Annotated in this window: 19 protein-coding genes; 13 read left to right on the top strand and 6 right to left on the bottom strand. The window is 26.0% G+C overall.

What is annotated here, in order from left to right:
• Positions 1-32: 32 nt before the first annotated feature.
• From B5D11_RS03370 to B5D11_RS03425, 12 genes are all read left to right on the top strand, one after another.
• On the top strand, positions 33-719 hold the full coding sequence (locus tag B5D11_RS03370; protein ID WP_078681637.1) for a ClpP family protease: 687 nt from the start codon (positions 33-35) through the stop codon (positions 717-719).
• Between the two features lie 91 nt (positions 720-810).
• Positions 811-3,060 carry a DNA translocase FtsK gene (locus tag B5D11_RS03375; protein ID WP_078681638.1) on the top strand — a complete coding sequence of 750 codons (2,250 nt, stop codon included), beginning with the start codon at positions 811-813 and terminating at the stop codon, positions 3,058-3,060.
• 178 nt (positions 3,061-3,238) lie between these two features.
• A complete protein-coding gene (gene rimO, locus B5D11_RS03380; protein ID WP_078681639.1) occupies positions 3,239-4,576 on the top strand; it encodes a 30S ribosomal protein S12 methylthiotransferase RimO in 1,338 nt (445 codons plus the stop codon).
• Positions 4,560-5,105, top strand: coding sequence for a CDP-diacylglycerol--glycerol-3-phosphate 3-phosphatidyltransferase (pgsA, locus tag B5D11_RS03385; protein ID WP_078681640.1), 546 nt, complete (start codon positions 4,560-4,562; stop codon positions 5,103-5,105). Before rimO ends, pgsA begins: the two co-directional genes overlap by 17 nt.
• Before the next feature lie 183 nt (positions 5,106-5,288).
• The gene (gene recA, locus B5D11_RS03390; protein ID WP_078681641.1) at positions 5,289-6,341 is read left to right on the top strand and encodes a recombinase RecA; all 1,053 of its coding nucleotides are present in this window, start codon (positions 5,289-5,291) and stop codon (positions 6,339-6,341) included.
• A gap of 181 nt (positions 6,342-6,522) precedes the next feature.
• Complete coding sequence (gene rny / locus B5D11_RS03395; protein ID WP_078681642.1) at positions 6,523-8,076, top strand: ribonuclease Y; 1,554 nt, start codon at positions 6,523-6,525, stop codon at positions 8,074-8,076.
• Between the two features lie 123 nt (positions 8,077-8,199).
• Positions 8,200-8,460, top strand: coding sequence for a stage V sporulation protein S (locus B5D11_RS03400; protein WP_078681643.1), 261 nt, complete (start codon positions 8,200-8,202; stop codon positions 8,458-8,460).
• Between the two features lie 247 nt (positions 8,461-8,707).
• Positions 8,708-9,904: a pyridoxal phosphate-dependent aminotransferase gene (locus tag B5D11_RS03405; protein WP_078681644.1), complete on the top strand. Its 1,197-nt coding sequence runs from the start codon at positions 8,708-8,710 to the stop codon at positions 9,902-9,904.
• A gap of 17 nt (positions 9,905-9,921) precedes the next feature.
• Positions 9,922-10,383 (top strand): PTS sugar transporter subunit IIA, encoded by a 462-nt coding sequence (locus tag B5D11_RS03410; RefSeq protein ID WP_078681645.1) that lies wholly within the window; start codon positions 9,922-9,924, stop codon positions 10,381-10,383.
• An 81-nt stretch (positions 10,384-10,464) separates the two neighbouring features.
• Positions 10,465-10,725 (top strand): HPr family phosphocarrier protein, encoded by a 261-nt coding sequence (locus B5D11_RS03415; protein WP_078681646.1) that lies wholly within the window; start codon positions 10,465-10,467, stop codon positions 10,723-10,725.
• A gap of 90 nt (positions 10,726-10,815) precedes the next feature.
• Positions 10,816-12,258 (top strand): adenylosuccinate lyase, encoded by a 1,443-nt coding sequence (purB, locus tag B5D11_RS03420; protein ID WP_078681647.1) that lies wholly within the window; start codon positions 10,816-10,818, stop codon positions 12,256-12,258.
• A gap of 180 nt (positions 12,259-12,438) precedes the next feature.
• Positions 12,439-13,440 carry a tyrosine recombinase XerC gene (locus B5D11_RS03425; RefSeq protein WP_078681648.1) on the top strand — a complete coding sequence of 334 codons (1,002 nt, stop codon included), beginning with the start codon at positions 12,439-12,441 and terminating at the stop codon, positions 13,438-13,440.
• Positions 13,441-13,457: 17 nt separating this feature from the next.
• Here the strand turns inward: B5D11_RS03425 and B5D11_RS03430 are convergent, their stop codons facing one another.
• Positions 13,458-13,814, bottom strand: a complete 357-nt coding sequence (locus B5D11_RS03430) for a hypothetical protein (protein WP_180376945.1) — start codon at positions 13,812-13,814, stop codon at positions 13,458-13,460.
• Between the two features lie 192 nt (positions 13,815-14,006).
• On the opposite strand from B5D11_RS03430, the gene lexA reads away from it, so the two are divergent.
• Positions 14,007-14,612, top strand: coding sequence for a transcriptional repressor LexA (lexA, locus tag B5D11_RS03435; protein ID WP_078681650.1), 606 nt, complete (start codon positions 14,007-14,009; stop codon positions 14,610-14,612).
• 30 nt (positions 14,613-14,642) lie between these two features.
• Here the strand turns inward: lexA and B5D11_RS03440 are convergent, their stop codons facing one another.
• The 5 genes from B5D11_RS03440 to mutS all read right to left on the bottom strand — a co-directional run bounded on the left by B5D11_RS03440 (position 14,643) and on the right by mutS (position 21,809).
• Positions 14,643-15,929, bottom strand: a complete 1,287-nt coding sequence (locus B5D11_RS03440) for a methionine gamma-lyase family protein (RefSeq protein WP_078681651.1) — start codon at positions 15,927-15,929, stop codon at positions 14,643-14,645.
• Between the two features lie 103 nt (positions 15,930-16,032).
• Complete coding sequence (gene hfq / locus B5D11_RS03445; RefSeq protein ID WP_078681652.1) at positions 16,033-16,278, bottom strand: RNA chaperone Hfq; 246 nt, start codon at positions 16,276-16,278, stop codon at positions 16,033-16,035.
• Positions 16,279-16,341: 63 nt separating this feature from the next.
• Positions 16,342-17,286: a tRNA (adenosine(37)-N6)-dimethylallyltransferase MiaA gene (miaA, locus tag B5D11_RS03450; RefSeq protein ID WP_078681653.1), complete on the bottom strand. Its 945-nt coding sequence runs from the start codon at positions 17,284-17,286 to the stop codon at positions 16,342-16,344.
• Between the two features lie 29 nt (positions 17,287-17,315).
• On the bottom strand, positions 17,316-19,151 hold the full coding sequence (mutL, locus tag B5D11_RS03455) for a DNA mismatch repair endonuclease MutL (RefSeq protein ID WP_078681654.1): 1,836 nt from the start codon (positions 19,149-19,151) through the stop codon (positions 17,316-17,318).
• Positions 19,152-19,166: 15 nt separating this feature from the next.
• Positions 19,167-21,809, bottom strand: a complete 2,643-nt coding sequence (mutS, locus tag B5D11_RS03460; protein WP_078681655.1) for a DNA mismatch repair protein MutS — start codon at positions 21,807-21,809, stop codon at positions 19,167-19,169.
• Positions 21,810-21,825 lie beyond the last annotated feature (16 nt).

A 21,825-nucleotide genomic window follows, 5' to 3' on the forward strand; every position in this document is an offset into this window, starting at 1 on the left:
ATAAACTAAATTTGTGTTGGGAGGAATGTAATATGTCAGAAGAAAATGATAAAAAAGATTTTGAAAACATAAAAGAGTTAGGAGTAACAAATATAACAAAAATTGATGAAAGAATTCAAGTATTGCCTATTATAGGCCAAATAGAAGGCCATTTAATGCTTCCGCCTCAAACAAAAACTACTAAATATGAACATTTTATTCCTCAATTAATTGCTATTGAAACGAATCCTTCAATTGAAGGGGTATTAATAATATTAAATACTGTAGGTGGAGATGTAGAAGCAGGTTTAGCTATAGCTGAAATGATTACAAGTTTAAGTAAACCTACAGTTTCACTTGTAATTGGAGGAGGACATTCAATAGGAGTTCCGCTTGCAACTTCTGCAAACTATTCTTTTATTTCACCAACTGCTACGATGATAGTTCATCCAATTAGAATGAATGGATTAGTCATAGGAGTACCTCAAACATTTGAATATTTTAATAAAATGCAAGAAAGAATTATTGAGTTTATAATTAGAACAAGTAGAATAAAAAGGGAAACATTAAAAGAGCTTATGCTGCAAACGGATGAATTATTAAATGATATGGGAACTATACTTATTGGAAAGCAAGCAGTTGAGTATGGTTTAATTGATGATATAGGTGGAATAAGTGAAGCTTTAAAAAAATTAGAAGAACTTATAAGTAATAAAAAAAATAGCACAAAAAAACCATAGATTTAGATCTGTGGTTTTTTTATGCTATTTTTTAAAATAAATTTTAAAATATGATTAAAGGATATTTTTTAATTATGTAGAATATAAAAGTATGGAGGTGCATAATTTGACTACAAAAAAAAATAAAAAAAATTATAATAATGATATTAAAGGATTAATATATATAACTTTTGGTATTTTATCCTTAATTAGTTTATTTTCCTCCTCTTCTTCGGGAATTGTAGGACAATATATAAAAAAAATTTTTTTGTTTGTATTAGGAGTAGGAGCATATATATTCCCTTTTTTTATAATTTTTATAGGTTTTTGTTATATAATAAAAAAAGGAAAAATTATTTTTAATAATAAACTTTACGGATATTTGCTATTATATTTTAATATTTTATTAACTATTCAAATGATTAACTTAAAAAGATATTACGATAATGATGTAATATCTGGCATAATTAAAATGTATAATTCTAGTACTATTATACATGGTGGAATAATTAGTTATTTAATTGACATTTTATTAAATAAATTTTTTGGAACAATAGGCTCTTATGTTATATTTATTTTTATATATATTTTATCTTTTATATTAATATGGCAAATTTCATTATATAATATTATAATATATTTAAAATTAAGTTTTAAAAAAGGAGTTAAAATTAAAAAAAATGATAAAAATAGTATAGATACAAAAGAAAATTTTAATAATGATGATTCTTTTGTATTGGAAGATAAAGATAAATTTATAAATAAAATTAATAATAAAATAAAAATAATTGATTTTATGAAATCATCTGAGATTAATAATGCAGATGATTATAAACTTGTTCAAAATAATGAAAATTCTAATGAACAAATAAATAAAGAACTAGAAGAACAAATAAATAAAAATTTTAATGATTTAGAAACAGAATATATTGTCCCTTCTTCAGAATTGTTAAATATAAATAATTTTTCTAAATTAAATAAGGAAGACAAAAAAGAACTTATAAATAGTGCTAATAAACTTGAAGAAACTTTAATTAGTTTTGGAGTTGAAGCTAAGGTTATACAAGTAGCTAAAGGCCCTTCTGTAACGAGATTTGAAATTCAACCAAATGCTGGAGTAAAGGTAAGTAAAATAGTCAATTTAGCAGATGATATTGCTTTAAATTTAGCGGCTTCAGGAGTTAGAATAGAAGCACCTATACCAGGAAAATCTGCAGTAGGGATAGAAGTTCCTAATAAAGAATTAATGCCAGTATTCCTTCGAGAGGTTATAGAATCACAGGAATTTATTAGTCCAAATAAAAATTTAGCTTTTTGTCTTGGAAAAGATATTTCTGGGAATTGTGTAGTGGCAGATCTAACAAAAATGCCTCATGTTCTTATTGCTGGGGCAACAGGATCAGGTAAAAGTGTATGTATCAATACTTTAATTATTAGTTTATTATATAAATATTCCCCTGAAGAAGTAAAACTTTTAATGATAGATCCTAAAGTCGTTGAACTTAGTATTTATAATGGTATCCCTCATTTATTAATACCAGTTGTAACAGAACCTAAAAAAGCTGCAGGAGCATTAAACTGGGCTGTAAATGAAATGACAAAAAGATATAAACTTTTTGCAGATAACAATGTAAGAAATATAGAAGGTTATAACGAATTAATATCTAAAAGTGGATTAGGAGATAAACTCCCTTGGATTGTTATAATTATAGATGAACTTGCAGATTTAATGATGGTTTGCCCTAATGATATTGAAGATTATATAGGAAGACTTGCACAAATGGCTAGAGCTGCAGGAATGCATTTAGTTATTGCTACTCAACGTCCATCTGTTGATGTTATTACTGGTGTTATAAAAGCAAATATACCATCTAGAATATCATTTGCTGTTTCAAGCCAAATAGATTCTAGAACAATTTTAGATTGTTCTGGTGCAGAAAAATTACTTGGTAAAGGAGATATGCTTTTTTATCCTCTTGGCGAATCAAAACCTATTAGAATTCAAGGAGCATTTATATCTGAAGAAGAAGTGGAAAAAGTAGTTTCGTTTATTAAAAATCAAAAAACAGAAATTGAATACAAAACAGAAATTTTAGAAGAATTAGATAATTCTTCAGATAAATCTAATTCTGAAGAACTTGATGGATTAATAAATGAAGCAATAAAAATAGTATTTGAAGCAGGACAAGCATCTACTTCTCTGCTTCAAAGAAAATTAAGAATTGGTTATAATCGAGCAGCAAGAATTATTGAACAAATGGAAGAATTAAAAATAATATCTGCTAGAGATGGCAGTAAACCAAGACAAATTTTAGCGGATAAAAATAATATAGAAAATTTTAACTATAAAGTTTCTAATTGAATAATAAATTTAAATGTATAATTACATTCGTTTTAAAAATTTAATTATAAAGAAATAAAGTAACTTTTAAAATATATGTCTATAAATAAAATAAATAAATTTTATTTAATAAATAACTTGTTAATTTTTCAATTTAAAACTAAAATAAATATGTATTATAGTAATAGGAGGAAATTTTGTGAAAAAACTAAAGTTTGGTATTATAAGTTTAGGATGTGATAAAAATAGAATTGATTCAGAACTTGTTATTGCAAAATTAAACAAAAAGTATGAGTTAGTTATTGATCCTAAGGAAGCAGACATTATACTGATTAACACTTGTGGATTTATAGAATCTTCTAAACAAGAATCTATAAATACTATACTTGAAATGGCTAAATATAAAAAAATATATAAATGTAAAATTTTAATTGTTACCGGATGCTTAAGTCAACGTTACAAGGAAGAATTATTAGATCTAATGCCTGAAATAGATATTATTTTAGGAGTAAATAACTATGATAAATTACTAGAAAGTATTGATATTTTTTTAAAAAATAATAATAAATTATTATATTGTGAAGATAATGATAATTTTATATATGATGGTGAAAGAGTTTTAACTACAAATAAACATTTAGCCTATTTAAGAATAAGTGAAGGATGTAATAATTTTTGTACTTATTGCGTAATTCCAAAAATAAGAGGTAAATACAGAAGTAGAAAAATTGAAGATATAATTAACGAAGCTAAAATACTTGCTAATAATGGTGTTAAAGAGCTTATATTAGTAGCACAAGATACTACTATGTATGGCATTGATATATATAATGAAAAAAAACTTCCTTTTTTAATAAAAAAACTATCTCAAATAGAGGGCATAGAATGGATAAGACTGATGTATGCATATCCTGAAGAAATTACAAAAGAATTAATATTAGAAATAAAAAATAATTTAAAAGTTTGTAAATATATAGATATGCCTATTCAACATATTAGCAATAGTGTTTTAAGAAGAATGAATAGAAGAGGTAAAAAAGAAGATATAATAAATAATATTAATATGATACGAAAAGAAATTAAAGATATTTGTTTAAGGACTTCCATAATAGTAGGGTTTCCAGGAGAAACTGAGGATGAATTTAATGAATTAAAAAAATTTATAAAAGATTTTAAATTTGATAAACTTGGAGTATTTGAATATTCTCAAGAAGAAGGTACTGTGGCTGCAACTATGAGTAATCAAATTGATGAAAATATTAAAAAGTTAAGGAAAGAAGAATTAATGCTTTTACAACAACAAATTTCTAGAGAACTAAATGAAAATAAAATTGGCAATATATATGATGTCTTAATTGAAAAATATGAAAATGGAATATATTATGGAAGAAGTTATGAAATGGCTCCTGATATAGATGGTAATGTATTCCTTTCTTCTAACGAAAATTTTAGAATAGGTGAGATAATACCTATTAAAATAACAAAAGCTTTAGAATATGATTTAATAGGAGTTGTATATAATGAATCTTGCAAATAAACTTACAATTATTAGAATTTTTCTTGTACCAGTTTTTTTAATTTTTATAGCTGTTAAAGAAATACCATATGGAACAATAATAGCCACAGCCGTATTTATTTTAGCCGCTCTTACTGATAAACTTGATGGATACATAGCTAGAAGTAGAAATCAAATAACTCGATTTGGTAAATTCATGGATCCTTTAGCAGATAAATTATTAGTGACAGCAGCTTTAATATCTCTTGTGGAATTTAAAATTATACCAACATGGATTGCAATGGTTATTATTGCAAGAGAATTTGCCGTAACAGGGTTACGTTCTATTGCAGCTTCTGAAGGAATTGTTATTGCTGCAAGCTGGTGGGGAAAAATTAAAACTTTTACTCAAATAATAGCTATAATACTTAGTTTAATTAATTTGACTTATAGCAATACATTTTTTATAATTTTTTCAAAAATAGTTATGTATGTTGCTGTCGTAATAACTATTTTGTCAGGAATAGATTATTTTATAAAAAATAAAGAAGTAATAAAGATAGACAAATGATTATTATATGAAAATTAAGGCTATAATTTAGCTATCATATAAAAAGTTCCCATTATATATAAAGGCTATATATAATGGACTTTTTATTAATATAACGTTGACCAAATAAAATTATTAGTATATAATTATATAGAACAAATGTTCGTACAAAAGAAAGGAAGTGAACCCTATCATAGGGATATTATGGATAATGAAAGATTAAAAGCTATTGAAGATGCTATGAATAAAATTGAAAAACAGTTTGGAAAAGGTTCTATTATGAAGTTAGGAGAACACAGTGTTTTAAACCTTGATTCAATATCAACAGGCTGTTTAGATTTAGATATAGCCTTAGGAATTGGAGGAGTACCTAGAGGTAGAATTATAGAAATTTTTGGGCCAGAATCTTCAGGTAAGACTACAGTTGCTCTTCACATTGTTGCAGAAGCACAAAAGAACGGAGGAGCTGCAGCGTTTATTGATGCTGAACATGCTTTAGATCCTACTTATGCAAAAGCTTTGGGTGTAGATATTGATAATTTGATAGTCTCTCAACCTGATACAGGAGAACAAGCTTTAGAAATTACAGAAGCATTAGTTAGATCTAATGCAGTAGATGTAGTAGTAATTGATTCTGTTGCAGCTTTAGTTCCAAGAGCAGAAATTGAAGGAGAGATGGGCGATTCGCATGTTGGTCTCCAAGCAAGACTAATGTCTCAAGCTCTTAGAAAACTTGCAGGTTCAATAAATAAATCTAAATGTGTTGCTATATTTATAAATCAGCTTCGTGAAAAAGTAGGTGTAATGTTTGGTAATCCTGAAACTACTCCTGGAGGAAGAGCATTAAAATTTTATGCATCTGTTAGATTAGATGTTAGAAAAACAGATTCTATAAAACAAGGTGAAGATATTATTGGAAATAGAACAAAAGTAAAAGTTATTAAAAATAAGGTAGCACCACCTTTTAAACAAGCAGAATTTGATATAATGTATGGTCATGGTATATCTAGAGAAGGAAATGTTCTTGATGTTGGAGTTAAAGAAGAAATAATTCAAAAAAGTGGAGCTTGGTTTTCTTACAATGATTCTAAATTAGGTCAAGGAAGAGAGAATGCAAAACAATTTTTAAAAGAGAATAATGAGATACTTATTGAAATAGAAAACAAAATTAGAGAAAAGTATTCTCTTCCATTAATTACAAATGTAAAATCAAAAGATAAAAATCAAGATACTTTAAAGGATGAATCAAAAAAATAAATTTATATTTTTATTTATGTAATTGAATATTTTTGTACCTTGACAGTATAATAAAAATATTATACAATAAAATACAAATACTGGTTTAGCATATTTAAATGTTGTAAATTAAATAAATACAACACCTTTTTGGCTTTTATATTTGATTATTTTATATGTAAAAAGCAAAGGAGGTGTTTGTATGAAAGGGCAACAAGGAATATATTTATTAATCTTTGGAGTTATATTAGTTATTATAGCAATTATTTGCGCTATAATATATGTAAGAAAAAATATATCTCAAGCAAAAATTTCACAAGCTGAAGAAGAGGCTAAAAAACTTTTAGCAGAAGCTTCTAAGCAAGCAGAATCTTTAAAGAAAGAAGCTGTTTTAGAAGCTAAAGAAGAAGCTCATAAAATTAGAACTGATTTTGAAAAAGAATTAAGGGATAGAAGAAATGAAATTCAAAGACTTGAAAGAAGATTAATTCAGCGTGAAGAGTTGCTTGATAAGAAAAGTGATACGTTAGAAAAACGAGAAGAAAATCTTAATAAAAAGCAACAAGAAATTGAAAATTTAGAATCAGAAATACAAGTTCTTTATATTAAACAAAGAGAGGAACTTGAAAGGTTATCTGGATTAACTTCTGAAGAAGCAAAACAGTTATTACTAGATAAAGTAGAGAAAGAAGTTAAACATGATGCTGCTTTATTAGCAAAAGAAATAGAAAATAAAGCTAAAGAAGAAGCAGACAAAAAAGCTAGAGAAATAATAACTTGTGCAATTCAAAGATGTGCTGCAGATCATGTAGCAGAAACAACAGTTCATGTGGTATCTTTACCTAATGATGAAATGAAAGGAAGAATTATAGGAAGAGAAGGAAGAAATATAAGAACTCTAGAAACTCTTACTGGTATTGATTTAATAATTGATGATACTCCAGAAGCAGTGATACTTTCTGGTTTTGATCCTATAAGAAGAGAAGTTGCAAGAATAGCTTTAGAAAAATTAATTGTAGATGGTAGAATTCATCCAGCAAGAATTGAGGAAATGGTTGAAAAAGCTAAAAAAGAAGTTGAAAATCATATTAAAGAAGAAGGAGAACAAGCCACTTTTGAAACTGGAATACATGGATTACATTCTGAGCTAATTAGACTTTTAGGAAGATTAAAATATAGAACTAGCTATGGGCAAAATGTACTAAAACATTCTATAGAAGTTTCTTATTTAGCTGGATTAATGGCCTCGGAATTAGGATTAGATGTTACAATTGCTAAAAGAGCTGGATTGCTCCATGATATAGGTAAAGCTGTTGATCATGAAATAGAAGGGCCACATGCTTTAATAGGTGCAGATATTGCAAAAAAATATCATGAGTCTTCTATAATAGTTAATGCAATTGGCGCTCATCACGGTGATATAGAATTTCAAAGCTTAGAAGCGATACTTGTGCAAGCAGCAGATGCTATTTCTGCAGCTAGACCAGGAGCAAGGCGCGAAACTTTAGAAGCTTATATTAAAAGACTAGAAAAATTAGAAGAAATTGCCAATCTCTATGAAGGGGTTGAAAAATCTTATGCAATTCAAGCTGGAAGAGAGATAAGAATTATTGTAAAGCCTGAAGATGTAGATGATGCAGGTGCAGCAGAATTAGCAAGAAATATAGTTAAAAAAATAGAAAGTGAATTAGAATATCCAGGTCAAATAAAAGTTAATGTTATAAGAGAAACTCGTGCAATTGAATATGCAAAATAAAATAATCTGCTGATTTTATATCAGCAGATTATTTTTATAAATAAAAAAGGATTTTTTATTTATATGTAGAATAAATATAATAAAGAAATTTAAGTTATAAAATTCACAGGAGGGTATTTATTTATGGAAGTATTAAAAGTTTCAGCAAAATCTAGTCCTAATTCAGTAGCAGGAGCTCTTGCAGGAGTGTTAAGAGAACGTGGGAATGCAGAAATTCAAGCTATAGGAGCAGGAGCACTTAATCAAGCAATAAAAGCAATTGCCATAGCTAGAGGTTTTGTAGCTCCAACTGGAATCGATTTAATTTGCATTCCTGCTTTTACAGATATACAAATTGATGGTGAAGAAAGAACTGCAATTAAACTTCTTATTCAACCTAGATAATATTTTTATTATAGGACTTGATATTTAATTCAAGTCCTATAATTTTTTATTTATAAAATTATTTACATAAGAAATACTAAATGATATATTATTAATAATATCATTATTATAATTATATAATAGATATACTTTTGCCATTATATTATGTTAGTTATAAAACAATATTTAAAATAAAATTAAATATAAAATATTGTATTTAATTTTAAGGTTATGTTAAAAATAAATGTAAGTATTGGAGGAATATAAAATGACCTTTTCACAAAAAGCTATGGAAATATCACCGTCTATTACATTAGCTATTGACGCAAAAGCTAAAAAAATGTTATCAGAAGGTATAGATGTTATTGGATTTGGAGCAGGTGAACCAGATTTTGATACTCCTTCTAATATAAAAGAAGCAGCTATAAACGCAATAAAAAATGGATTCACAAAATATACAGCTACATCAGGGATAAAAGAATTAAAAGAAGCAATTTCAAAAAAATTTAAAATTGATAATAGTTTAAATTATTCTTCAGAACAAATTATAGTTTCTACTGGTGCAAAACAGTCTTTATCTAATGTATTTCAAGCAATTTTAAACCCTGGTGATGAAGTTATTATCTCTACTCCATATTGGGTGAGTTATCCAGAACTTGTAAAATTGTATGGTGGAGTACCAGTATTTGTTGATACAAAAGAAGATAATTTATTTAAATATGATAAAATTTCATTAGAAAAAGTAGTTACAAATAAAACTAAAGCAATAGTATTAAATAGTCCTAATAACCCTACAGGAACTATTTATACAAAAAAAGAATTAAATGATATTGCATTATTTGCTAAAAAATATAATCTAATAATTATATCAGATGAAATTTATGAAAAACTTATATATAGTAATGAAAATCATACAAGCATTGCTAGTATTTCTGAAGATGCTTTTAATAGAACTGTAGTTATAAACGGGGTATCAAAATCCTATTCTATGACTGGCTGGAGAATTGGATATGCTGCTTCTGGAAATGAAAATTTAATTAAAATCATGTCAAATATTCAAAGTCATACAACATCAAATCCAAACTCTATAGCACAATATGCTGCATTAGAAGCACTTAATGGCCCTCAAAGCTATGTAATTAATATGAAAAATGAATTCAAAAAAAGACGTGATTATATGGTTGATAGAATAAACAACATGAAATACATATCTTCTATAAAACCAGATGGAGCTTTTTATGTTATGGTAAATATATCAAATTTATTAAGCAAAAGAATTAATAATAATTTTATTATTAATAATTCTTTAGAATTTTCTGATATATTATTAGAAAAAGAAAAAGTTGCTGTTGTACCTGGTATTGCTTTTGGAGCAGATAACTATGTAAGGCTTTCTTATGCTACTTCATTTGAAAATATAAAATTAGGGTTAGACAGAATTGAACATTTTTTAAATAATTTATAAGGAGGTTAATAAAAATAATGAATGAATTGATTAGACTAATACTCCCTGTAGATGGTAAAGTTATGCCATTATCGGAAGTTAATGATTATTTATTTAATAAAAAAATTATGGGTGAAGGAATTGCTATTTACCCTGAAGGCAATTTTATATATTCTCCTGCAGATGGAGAAATAACATTAGTTTATGAGTATAAACATGCTATTGCAATAAAAACTAAAGAAGGCATTCAGATTTTGATACATGTAGGTATTGATTCTGTAAAATTAGAAGGACGAGGGTTTGCTAATTACGTTAAAGTAGGTGATAAAGTAAAATGTGGAGATAAGCTTATGTTTTTTGACAAGGAATTTATAGAAATGAATGTTTCGCCTATAATTCCAATTGTAATAACAAACTCTGAATTAATTGATAATATAGATATAAATTATAAAGCTAGTAAAGTAGGTGAAACTCTTTTAACGATTACAATGATAAAATAATAATTTTATCATTGTAATCTACATGTAGATAATGATATAATAATGATGATAATCTATTATAAATGTTTAGAGGTGATAAAATTGGTAACTAAAGAAGTTTTGGTTAAAAATTCAACAGGACTGCATGCTAGACCGGCAACTTTATTAGTAAAGAAAGCATCATCATTTAAATCAGACGTGAGTATAGAATTTAATGGAAGAAAAGCTAATGTAAAAAGCTTAATTGGAGTTTTATCATTAGGAGTTACAAAAAACTCAACTGTTAAAGTTATAGCATCTGGAGATGATGAAAATCTAGCAGTTGAAGAAATTGTTAAATTAATTGATTCTTTAGAAGAATAGACAAAAGGCTCAAACAAGTGAGCCTTTTTGTTTACATTTTATTTTTATCTACATTAATTTTAAAATATACTTATTTTAAGGAGGATACCCATGAACTACTCAAGAGATACATATGTAACTCCCTTAACTAAGAGATACACTTCAAAAGAAATGAGCTTTTTATTTTCTGATGAGATGAAGTTTAAAACTTGGAGAAAACTTTGGGTGGCTTTAGCAGAAAGTGAAAAGGAATTAGGTTTAAATATAACAGATGAACAGATACAAGAATTGAAAGAAAATATTGATAATATAAATTATGAAGATGCAGAAGATAGAGAAAAAATAACAAGACATGATGTTATGAGCCACGTATATGCTTATGGTCTTCAATGTCCAAAGGCAAAAGGAATAATTCATTTAGGTGCAACAAGTTGTTATGTTGGTGATAATACTGACTTAATTATTATGAAGGAAGCTTTGCTTATAATAAGAAAAAAAATTATTACTGTTATTCAACATCTTTCAAAATTTGCATTAAAATATAAAGATTTGCCTACATTAGGGTTTACACATCTTCAACCAGCTCAATTAACGACAGTAGGTAAAAGAGCAACACTATGGATTCAAGATTTGCTAATGGATTTAGAAAATCTTGATTTTGTTATTAAAAATCTTAAATTTAGAGGAGTAAAGGGAACTACTGGAACTCAAGCTAGTTTTATGGAGCTATTTAATGGGGACACAGAAAAAGTAAAAAAATTAGATGAACTTGTCACAAAGAAGATGGGATTTGAACAAGCTTTTCCAGTAACTGGTCAAACTTATCCAAGAAAAGTTGATTCTATAATTTTAAATACTTTATCTGAAATATCTCAAAGTGCATATAAATTTTCCAATGATTTGCGCATACTTCAAAATATGAAAGAAATAGAAGAGCCGTTCGAAACAAATCAAATTGGTTCTTCGGCAATGGCTTATAAAAGGAATCCTATGAGAAGTGAAAGAATGGGCGCATTATGTAGATACATAATAATTAATTCTCTTAATCCTGCAATAACAGCTTCTACTCAATGGCTTGAAAGAACACTTGATGATTCTGCTAACAAAAGAATAGCAGTATCAGAAGCGTTTTTAGCATTAGATGGAGTTTTAAACTTATATATTAATATAGCTAGCAACATGGTAGTATATGAAAAAGTTATTCAATCCCACATAAATAACGAATTACCATTTATGGCTACAGAAAATATACTAATGGAAGCTGTAAAAAGAGGTGGAGATAGACAAGAATTACATGAAAAAATTAGACGTTATTCTATGGAAGCTGCAAAACAAGTAAAAGAATTTGGACTAGAAAATGACTTAATAGATAGAATAGCTAAAGATTCTGATTTTAATATGACTAAAGAAGAAATAATAAGCTTTATCAACCCTCAAAAATTTACAGGAAGAGCTCCTCAACAAGTTACTGATTTTTTAGACTTATATGTAAAACCTATATTAGAAAAAAATAATTTAGAAGAGAATATGATTGATATTAAAATTGAATTGTAATTAATTAATGATAAGCATAAAACTTTAATTATTTAAAAGTCTTATGCTTATCATTAAAATCAACCACTTCGCGAAATATACATTTCGCGAAGTGGTTGACAGGAGTAACCCATATTGATAAAATTAATTATAGTATATTATTAAATATATTATAATTAGTAAATAAAACAAGAAAGGAAAATGAATTATATGAAATATAAACATAATATCGATGATATTATAATACATAACGAATTACCTTCCTGTTTGATAGGATTCCTTAATTATTTAGAAATTATAAAAGGTAAATCTCCCAATACAATACAAGCATATAAATTTGATTTGGTCTTATTTTTTAGATTTTTAAAAATATATAAAAAAATGATACCTACCGATAGTAATATTGAATTTAATAATATTCCTATTGATGATATTGACGATGATTTTATGAATAAAATAAAATTAACAGATCTTTATGCATTTTTATCTTTTGTAGAAAAATATAGGAATAATAGTTCTTACGCAAGATCTAGAAAAGTTGCTAGCTTAAAGTCTTTTTTTAAATATCTGACAAATAAAGCTAAAATAATAAATGAAAATCCTGCTTTAGACCTAGAATCTCCTAAAATAAGCAAAAGACATCCTGCATATCTTAATTTAGAAGAGAGCAAAAAATTACTAAATTCTATTGATGGGAAATATAAAGAAAGAGATTTTTGTATAATTACAATTTTTTTAAATTGTGGCTTAAGAATTTCTGAATTATGCAATATTAATATATCAGATATAAGAGATGATGTTCTTTCTGTTATAGGTAAAGGAAATAAGCAAAGAACTGTATATTTAAATCAAGCATGTTTAAGTGCTATTAATAATTATCTCATTGTTAGAAATAAAAATTTGGATAAAATTATTGATAAAGAAGCACTTTTTATAAGTAACAAATATACAAGGATATCTAAAAGAGCAGTAGAACTTATGCTAAAAAAGCACTTATTAAATGCTGGTCTAGATATAAAAAAATACACTCCTCATAAATTAAGACATACTGCAGCAACACTTATGTACAAACACGCTAATGTAGATATAAGAAGTCTTCAACAAATATTAGGACATGAAAATATATCTACTACTCAAATATATACACATGTGGATGAAGAAAGACTTAGAAATGCTATAAAAGCAAATCCTTTAAATGAGTAATTAAAAATATGAATTAATTACTCATTATTTTTTTTGCTTATATTTATTAATCCAGGGAATTCTTCATATAATTGAAGCTTATCTTCTTCTATTAATGATTTAATTTCTTTAATATCATCAATATAGTCCCATAATTCGTTATCTTCATTTAAAATTTTATTTGCTTCATCATGTAATTTATTCATTTCCTCATATTGGGAAAGTTCTTTATTATCATAAAATATTTCATCAATTTTTATAGCTTTAAGATCATATCCTTCAAGTTCAATACATTTACCACAATTATTACATTTTTTATCTGAATTTAAATCGCATACATAACAATCTCCACAATTATTGCAAAGTTTACTTTTGTTAAAAATGCATTTTTTCATTATAAATTCACCACCTATTATTTTGTATAAGCAATTATATCAAATCAAGTAATTAAAATCAACCTACTAATATCTTCTATCTTATCAACTTTTTTATATTTGTATAATGTATCCCTGCCCCAGAACACTAGTTTGATATTAATAAAATATTATGCTATAATTTTTATATTAATTGAGAGGTGATTCATAGTGATGGAAGTTAGCGGTAATAAGCAAAAAGAAATATACGATTTTATTAAAAAATATATAATAGATAAAGGATATCCTCCTTCTGTTAGAGAAATTTGTAATGCTGTAGGATTAAAATCAACCTCTACTGTTCATGGTCATCTAGAACGATTAGAAAAAAAAGGCCTTATAAAAAGAAACCCTACCAAACCTAGAGCAATTGAATTATTGAAAGATAATGTAACTAAAAATGAGTTGATAGATATTCCTGTAATTGGGAAAGTTACCGCAGGTCAACCAATTTTAGCTGTTGAAAATATTGAAGATATTTTTTCTATTTCTTTAAATTATATAAAAAGCAATAAAGAACTTTTTATTTTACACGTATCAGGTGATAGCATGATAAATGCCGGGATATTTGATGGAGATTTAGCCATAATAGAAAAAACAAACGTAGCTGAAAATGGAGAAATTGTAGTAGCTCTTATTGATAATGAAGCTACATTAAAAAGATTTTTTAAAGAAAAAAACTATATAAGATTACAGCCAGAAAATAATTATATGAGTCCTATAATTGTAGATAATTGCAAAATACTCGGTAAATTAGCAGGAATTTATAGAACATACTAAAAAATAAGGTTTAATTATAAACCTTATTTTTTAGTATGTTAATATTTTAGACAAAGCAATTAATATACCGATTTTTGCATGTTCAAATGTAAGTCCTCCTTGAAGGTACGCAATATATGGCTCTCTAATAGGTGCATCTGCAGATAATTCTATAGAAGATCCTTGTATAAAAGCACCTGCAGCCATAATAACTTGATCTTCATATCCAGGCATGTCCCATGGTTCACATTCTACAAATGAATCAATTGGTGAACCAGCTTGTATGCCTTTGCAAAAATTAATTAACATATCTTTATTATTGAATTTTATAGCTTGAATAATATCACTTCTTTTATCAGAATATTTAGGGAGAACTTCAAATCCTGCAAGTTCCATTATTCTTGAACAAAATATAGCTCCCTTAAGTGCTTCTATAGATACATGTGGAGCAAAAAATAAACCTTGATATAAAAGTCTCATAATTCCAAATGTTGAACCACATTCTCCTCCGATTCCAGGTACAGTTAATCTATAAGCAGCTTGATCAACGTATTTTTTCTTGCCTGCAATATATCCACCTGTAGGTGCTATACCTCCTCCTATATTTTTTATAAGTGATCCTGCAATTAAATCTGCGCCTACTTCAGTAGGTTCTAATTTATCTATAAATTCTCCATAGCAATTATCTACAAAACATATTATATTAGGATTAATTGATTTAACAATATTAATTACTTCTTTTATGTCAGAAATTAATAAAGATTTTCTCCAGCCATAACCAGTTGAACGCTGAATATGGATAAGTTTAATACTTTTATCTTTTAAGATAGTATCTTTAACTAAATTTAAATCTATTTTTCCATCTTGATTTAAATCTAATTGTTTATAATTAATACCATATTCCTTTAATGAACCTAAATTTTTATTATCCCCTAATCCAATAATATTATGCAAAGTATCATATGGTGTACCACATACTGAAAGCATAGTGTCATTAGGTCTTAAATTACCAAATAATGCAGCACCAATAGCATGAGTTCCATTAACAAAATGAGGTCTTACTATAGCACTTTCACAATTAAAAACTTTTGCATACACTTTATCTAAAGCATCTCTACCTATATCTCCATAACCATAACCACTTGAATTAGTAAAATGTGAGTCACTTATTCTTTCTTCTTGAAATGCATTAAGTACTTTAATTTGATTATATTCTTTTATATTATCATAATATTCAAATTCATTTTTAATATCTATTAATGCTTGATTGCATAAATCAAACACTTTATCATTAATATTGTACTTATTTTTTAAAAAAGATATTGTACTATCTAGCATATATAAATCCTCCTCAAAAATATATTAACTTAATTATATTAACATGTAAAAAAAAAATAGGCAAATTAATTACCTATCTTTTTTAAAATTTAAAAATTTTATATTACATATTTTCTTCTGTAGATTGATTATTAAATAAAATTGGTTTTAAAGGAGTTATCGTAGAGATTGCATGTTTATATATAAGCATTTGTTTACCATCACAGTCCAAAACAACTGTGAAACTGTCAAATCCTTTAACATTTCCTTTTATTTGAAAACCATTAGTCAAATATATGGTTACAGGTATTTTAGCTTTTCTTGCACCATTTAAAAAAATATCTTGTAAATTATTCGTTGTTTTGTTCATTAAAATCCCCTCCATGTAAAAATTTAGATAAATAGATATTCTCTATATATAATAAAAATCCTTTTAATTTTTATTATTTTTTAATAAATTAACTTTCTTTATTATAAATTCTATTATTTCATTATCATTAGCAAAAGAATCTTTATTAATCCATATAGCTCTTTTATCTTTTTTAAACCAAGTTAACTGCCTTTTAGCATAATTTCTACTACCTTGTTTTATTTTATCAATAGCTTCTTCAAGGCTGATTTCTCCATCAAGATAAGAAAGTATTTCTTTGTATCCTATTCCTTGCATGGACTGCATATTAGAAGTATATCCAAGTTTTTTAAGTTTAATTACCTCTTCAATTAAACCATTTTTTATCATTTCATCTACTCTTTTATTTATTATTTCATATAATTTTTCTCTATTTAGGTTAAGCACAAAATAATAAATTTTATAAGGAATATCATATAAATTTTCTTCATTATTAAATTCACTTATTTTTTTACCAGTAACTTTAAATACTTCTAAAGCTCGAATGACTCTTTTTAAATCATTAGGATATAATTTATTAAAAGATTCAATATCAATATCACGAAGCATTCCATGTACATATTCATTACCTTTTTCTTTGGCCAGTTTTTCTAAATATTTTCGATAATCATCATCTTTGCTTGTATTTGCAAAATTTAAATTACATATAAGTGAATTTATATATAATCCAGTTCCCCCTACAACTATAGGTAATTTATTTCTTAATAAAATATCATTAATTACAGATGTAGCTTTTTCTTTATATTGTGCTACACTAAAAGTATCATCAGGATCTATAATATCAATTAAATGATGAGGAATTCCTTGCATTTCTTCTTTTTTTATTTTAGCCGAACCTATATCCATATACCTATATATTTGCATAGAATCAGCTGAAACTATTTCACCATTTAAATTTTTAGCTAATTCAATAGATATAGAAGTTTTACCTACAGCTGTAGGCCCAGCAATTATTAGTAAATCTTTCACATTGTATTCTCTCCTTTCTAGTGATTTATTTATTGTATTCTTTTAAATCGTTTTTCAAGCTCATTTAAAGTTATTTTAATAATTGTAGGTCTACCATGTGGACAAGTAAAAGGATCTTGTATAAATCTTAACTCATCAATTAAAGCTTGCATTTCTATATTAGATAACTTATTATTTGCTTTTATAGAGGCTTTACAAGACAATTTAGCAATTTTATCATATTTAATATCTTCTGTTTGTATACTTGCTGAAGATTTGATATTATCGATTATTTGAAGAAATAAATTTTTAACTTCAATGTCTCCTAATATTATAGGTACTTCTCTTATACTTATAGTATTTTCTCCAAAAATTTCAATATTAAATCCTGCATTTTTAAATATTTCTTTATTTTCAAGATATATAATAAAGTCTTGAGGAGTTAATTCAATTATTTCTGAAGGTATCAATATTTGAGCAGCTACTTTTTTGTTTTTTAAATCTTTTATATATTTTTCAAAATTAATTTTTTCATGAGCAGCATGCTGATCAATAATATAAAGTTCATCTTTATATTGTGCAAGTATATAGGTATTATTAAACTGGCCAATTACTGTAAGAGGAGGAAATTTTGCTTTATCATTTATATCATTTACATCCTCTTTATTTGTATCTTCTTTAATTTTAATTCTATCATTATCAAAAGGGAGCTTTTCTCCATAAATATAATCATTATTTGAACTTTCATTATATATATTATTTAATAAATTATCCTGTTTAAAGTCTATTGGAATTTGTACAGAAGAAAATGAATTAGAAGTTTCTTCATAAATATAATTATTATTTAATGCATTAGTAGTATCATCTTCTATTATATGAAAATTAAATGTTTTTTTAAAATTATTTCGTATAGATTCATGAACAGCATCAAATACAAACTTATATATAAAACGATCATCTTTAAATTTAATTTCAGATTTTGTAGGATGTACATTTACATCAATAAATTCTGGGAATATCTCTATAAATACAATAAAAAAAGGAAACTTATTTATAGTTAAAAATGATTTAAAAGCATTTTCTACAGCAGTTGTTATTAATTTATTTTTTACATATCGCTTATTTACGTAAATACTTTGATTTAATCTACTTCCTCTACTGATTTCGGCATTACCTATATATCCATAAATGGAAGCTATATCAGAATGTTTTTCAAAATAAGTAATATTATTAGCTACATTTTTACCATATATAATCCTAATTGTATCTATTAAATTTTCGGTGGGAAAAGTAAAAAAAACTTTATTATTATTATTGTATAATTTAAAAGATATATTAGGATTAATCATAGCAAGTCTTTCTACTATATCTGTTATAAGAGCAGCTTCTCTTTGAGGAGATTTTAAAAATTTTAATCTAGCAGGAACATTGAAAAATAAATCATTAACCTCTACATAGGTTCCAATATTTGATCCTACATCTTTAATATAATTTTTGTGACCTCCAGAAATAGATATTTCTCTGCCATATTCAAAATTATAAGTCCTGCTTCTAAATATTACATTTGAAACTGCTGCGATGCTAGCTAAAGCTTCTCCTCTAAATCCAAAGGTGTTTAAATTAAATAAGTCATCTACATACGCTATTTTACTTGTAGCATGTGGTAAAAATACTTTTTCTATATCTTCAGGATGGATTCCTTCTCCATCGTCGGTAATTTTTATAGTTTTTTGCCCTCCGTCAAATATTTCTATAATTATATTTTTAGCATTAGCATCTAAACTATTTTCTATTAATTCTTTAACTACAGAATAAGGCCTTTCTACTACTTCACCTGCTGCAATTTTATTAGATGTATTTAAGTCTAGTATATTTATCCTCTTCAAATTATCACCTTCATTTTATAAAGCTTTAGCTTTTTTTATTAATTCATAAAGTTTATTAAATCCTTCCATTGGCGTAAGATTTAATATATCTATATTTTTTAGCTCTTTTAATAAATTTTCTTTTTCAATATCGTTAAACTTAATTTGTTTAAAATTATTATCACTGTTTACAGCAGTTTCTTTTAAAACATCACTTGATTGGTTTACGTTAATAATATTTTTATTATCAATTTTATTTTTTTCAGTTTTATTTTTTTCAAAACTTATTAATAATTCTTTTGCTCTTTTTATAACTGCTTCTGGAAGGCCAGCTAACTTTGCAACTTCAATTCCATATGATTGATCTGCTCCTCCTCTTATAATTTTACGAAGAAAAACAATTTCATTGTTTATTTCTTTAACTGCAACTGAATAATTTTTTACACCATCAAGTAGATCTTCCAATTTTGTTAATTCGTGATAATGAGTAGCAAATAAAGTTTTAGATTTTATAGTAGGTGTAGTACATATATATTCTACAACAGCCCAAGCAATACTTAATCCATCATAAGTACTTGTTCCCCTACCAATTTCATCAAGTAAAATTAAGCTTTTATTAGTAGCATTTTTTAATATATTTGAAACTTCCCACATTTCTACCATAAAAGTACTTTTACCAGATGAAAGATCATCAGAAGCCCCTATCCTAGTAAAAATTTTATCACATATTGAAATTGATGCTTTTTTAGCTGGAACAAAAGATCCTATTTGAGCCATTAAAGTAATAAGTGCAATTTGACGCATATATGTAGATTTACCTGCCATATTAGGGCCAGTTATTAATATTAAATTTTCATCATAATTATTAATATTAGAATCATTTGCTACAAAAGTACCTGGAGGAAGCATCTTTTCTACAACAGGATGTCGACCTTCTTCAATAATTATTCTTCCGTCTTCTGTTATTTTAGGCTTACAATAATTATTTTCTAAAGCTACTAATGCTAATGAATTAAGACAATCTAACTCAGCTATTAATTTTGCTGTTTTCTTTAATCTATATATTTCTTTTTCTATTTTTTCTCTTATATATACAAATAATTCATATTCAAGATTAATTAATTTTTCTTCTGCACCTAATATCTTATACTCCATTTCTTTAAGTTCAGGTGTTATATATCTTTCACAATTTGAAAGGGTTTGTTTTCTAATGTATCTTCCCTCTGGAACCATATTTTTATTAGCATTTGTTATTTCTAAATAATATCCAAAAACTTTATTATAACCTACTTTTAAAGATTTAATCCCTGTAATCTCTCGTTCTTTATTCTCTAAAGATGATATCCATTGTTTGCCATTTAACTTTATATTCCTTAATTCATCTATTTCAGAATTGTATCCATCTTTTATAATATTCCCTTCTTTTAATGAAATTGATGGATTTTCATTTATTGATTTATCAAGGAGTTCATATATATCTTTTAATTCATCTAAATTATTATATATTTCATTTAACATAGGAGAATTAAAATTTTTTAATATATTTTTGATATTAGGAATCTTTTGTATAGAATTTTTTAAAGTTATTAATTCTTTTGCATTAATACTTTTTATAGCTATTTTACCTACAATTCTTTCAATATCATAAATTTTATCTAATGCTTCTTTTAAATCTAATTGAAGATCCATATTTTTAGAAAGTTCTTCAACAGCATTTAGCCTAAATTCAATTCTATCTTTATTTACTAAAGGTTGTTCTATCCATTTTCTAAGTTGTCTACTTCCCATGGCAGTAGAAGTTTTATCTAACACCCATAAAAGAGACCCTTTTTTACTTTTATCTTTTAAACTTTCAGTAATTTCTAAATTTTTTCTTGAATTTACATCAATACTTAAATAGTCAGTAATATTATAATATTGCATATCATTAATATTACAAAGATTCGTTTTTTGAGTTTCCATTATATAATTTAACAATCCATTACTAGCATATATTAAACTTAAATTATAATAATCTCTTTTAAAATTATTGAATTTAGTTTCTAAATTATAAAAACAATTTTCTGTAAAAAAATCATTTTCTTTTAGTGTACATAATATACCAAAATTATCTTTAATAATTTTTATTAAATCTTCGCTTATGTTTTTTTCAACCACTGCTTCTTTTGGAAAGTATTTTGAAATTTCATCTATTATAGAAGAAATTTTAAATTCACCTTCAGTACAATAAAAATCACCAGTAGAAATATCTGCAAAACATATACCTATTTCATTTTTATCATTATCTACATATAAGCTCATTATATAATTATTTTTACTTTCTTCTAAAAAACTTGAGTCTGTATAAGTTCCAGGAGTAATAATTTTTACTATATCTCTTTTTACAATTCCTTTGGCTAAACCAGGGTCTTCTAACTGTTCGCAAATAGCTACTTTATATCCTTTTTCGATAAGCTTGGTTATATATGAATTTGCAGCATGAAAAGGCACTCCACACATAGGTGCCTTTTCATCTAAGCCACAATCTCTTCCTGTTAAAACAAGTTCAAGCTCTTTAGATGCGATTATAGCATCATCAAAGAACATTTCATAAAAATCACCTAATCTAAAAAATAAAATACTATCTTTACATTTATCCTTTACTTCTAAATATTGCTGCATCATTGGAGTTAGTGCCATGGTATCACCTCTTTTG

It is taken from the genome of Clostridium sp. USBA 49 (genome assembly GCF_900167505.1).
GTDB lineage: Bacteria > Bacillota > Clostridia > Clostridiales > Clostridiaceae > Clostridium_AT > Clostridium_AT prolinivorans.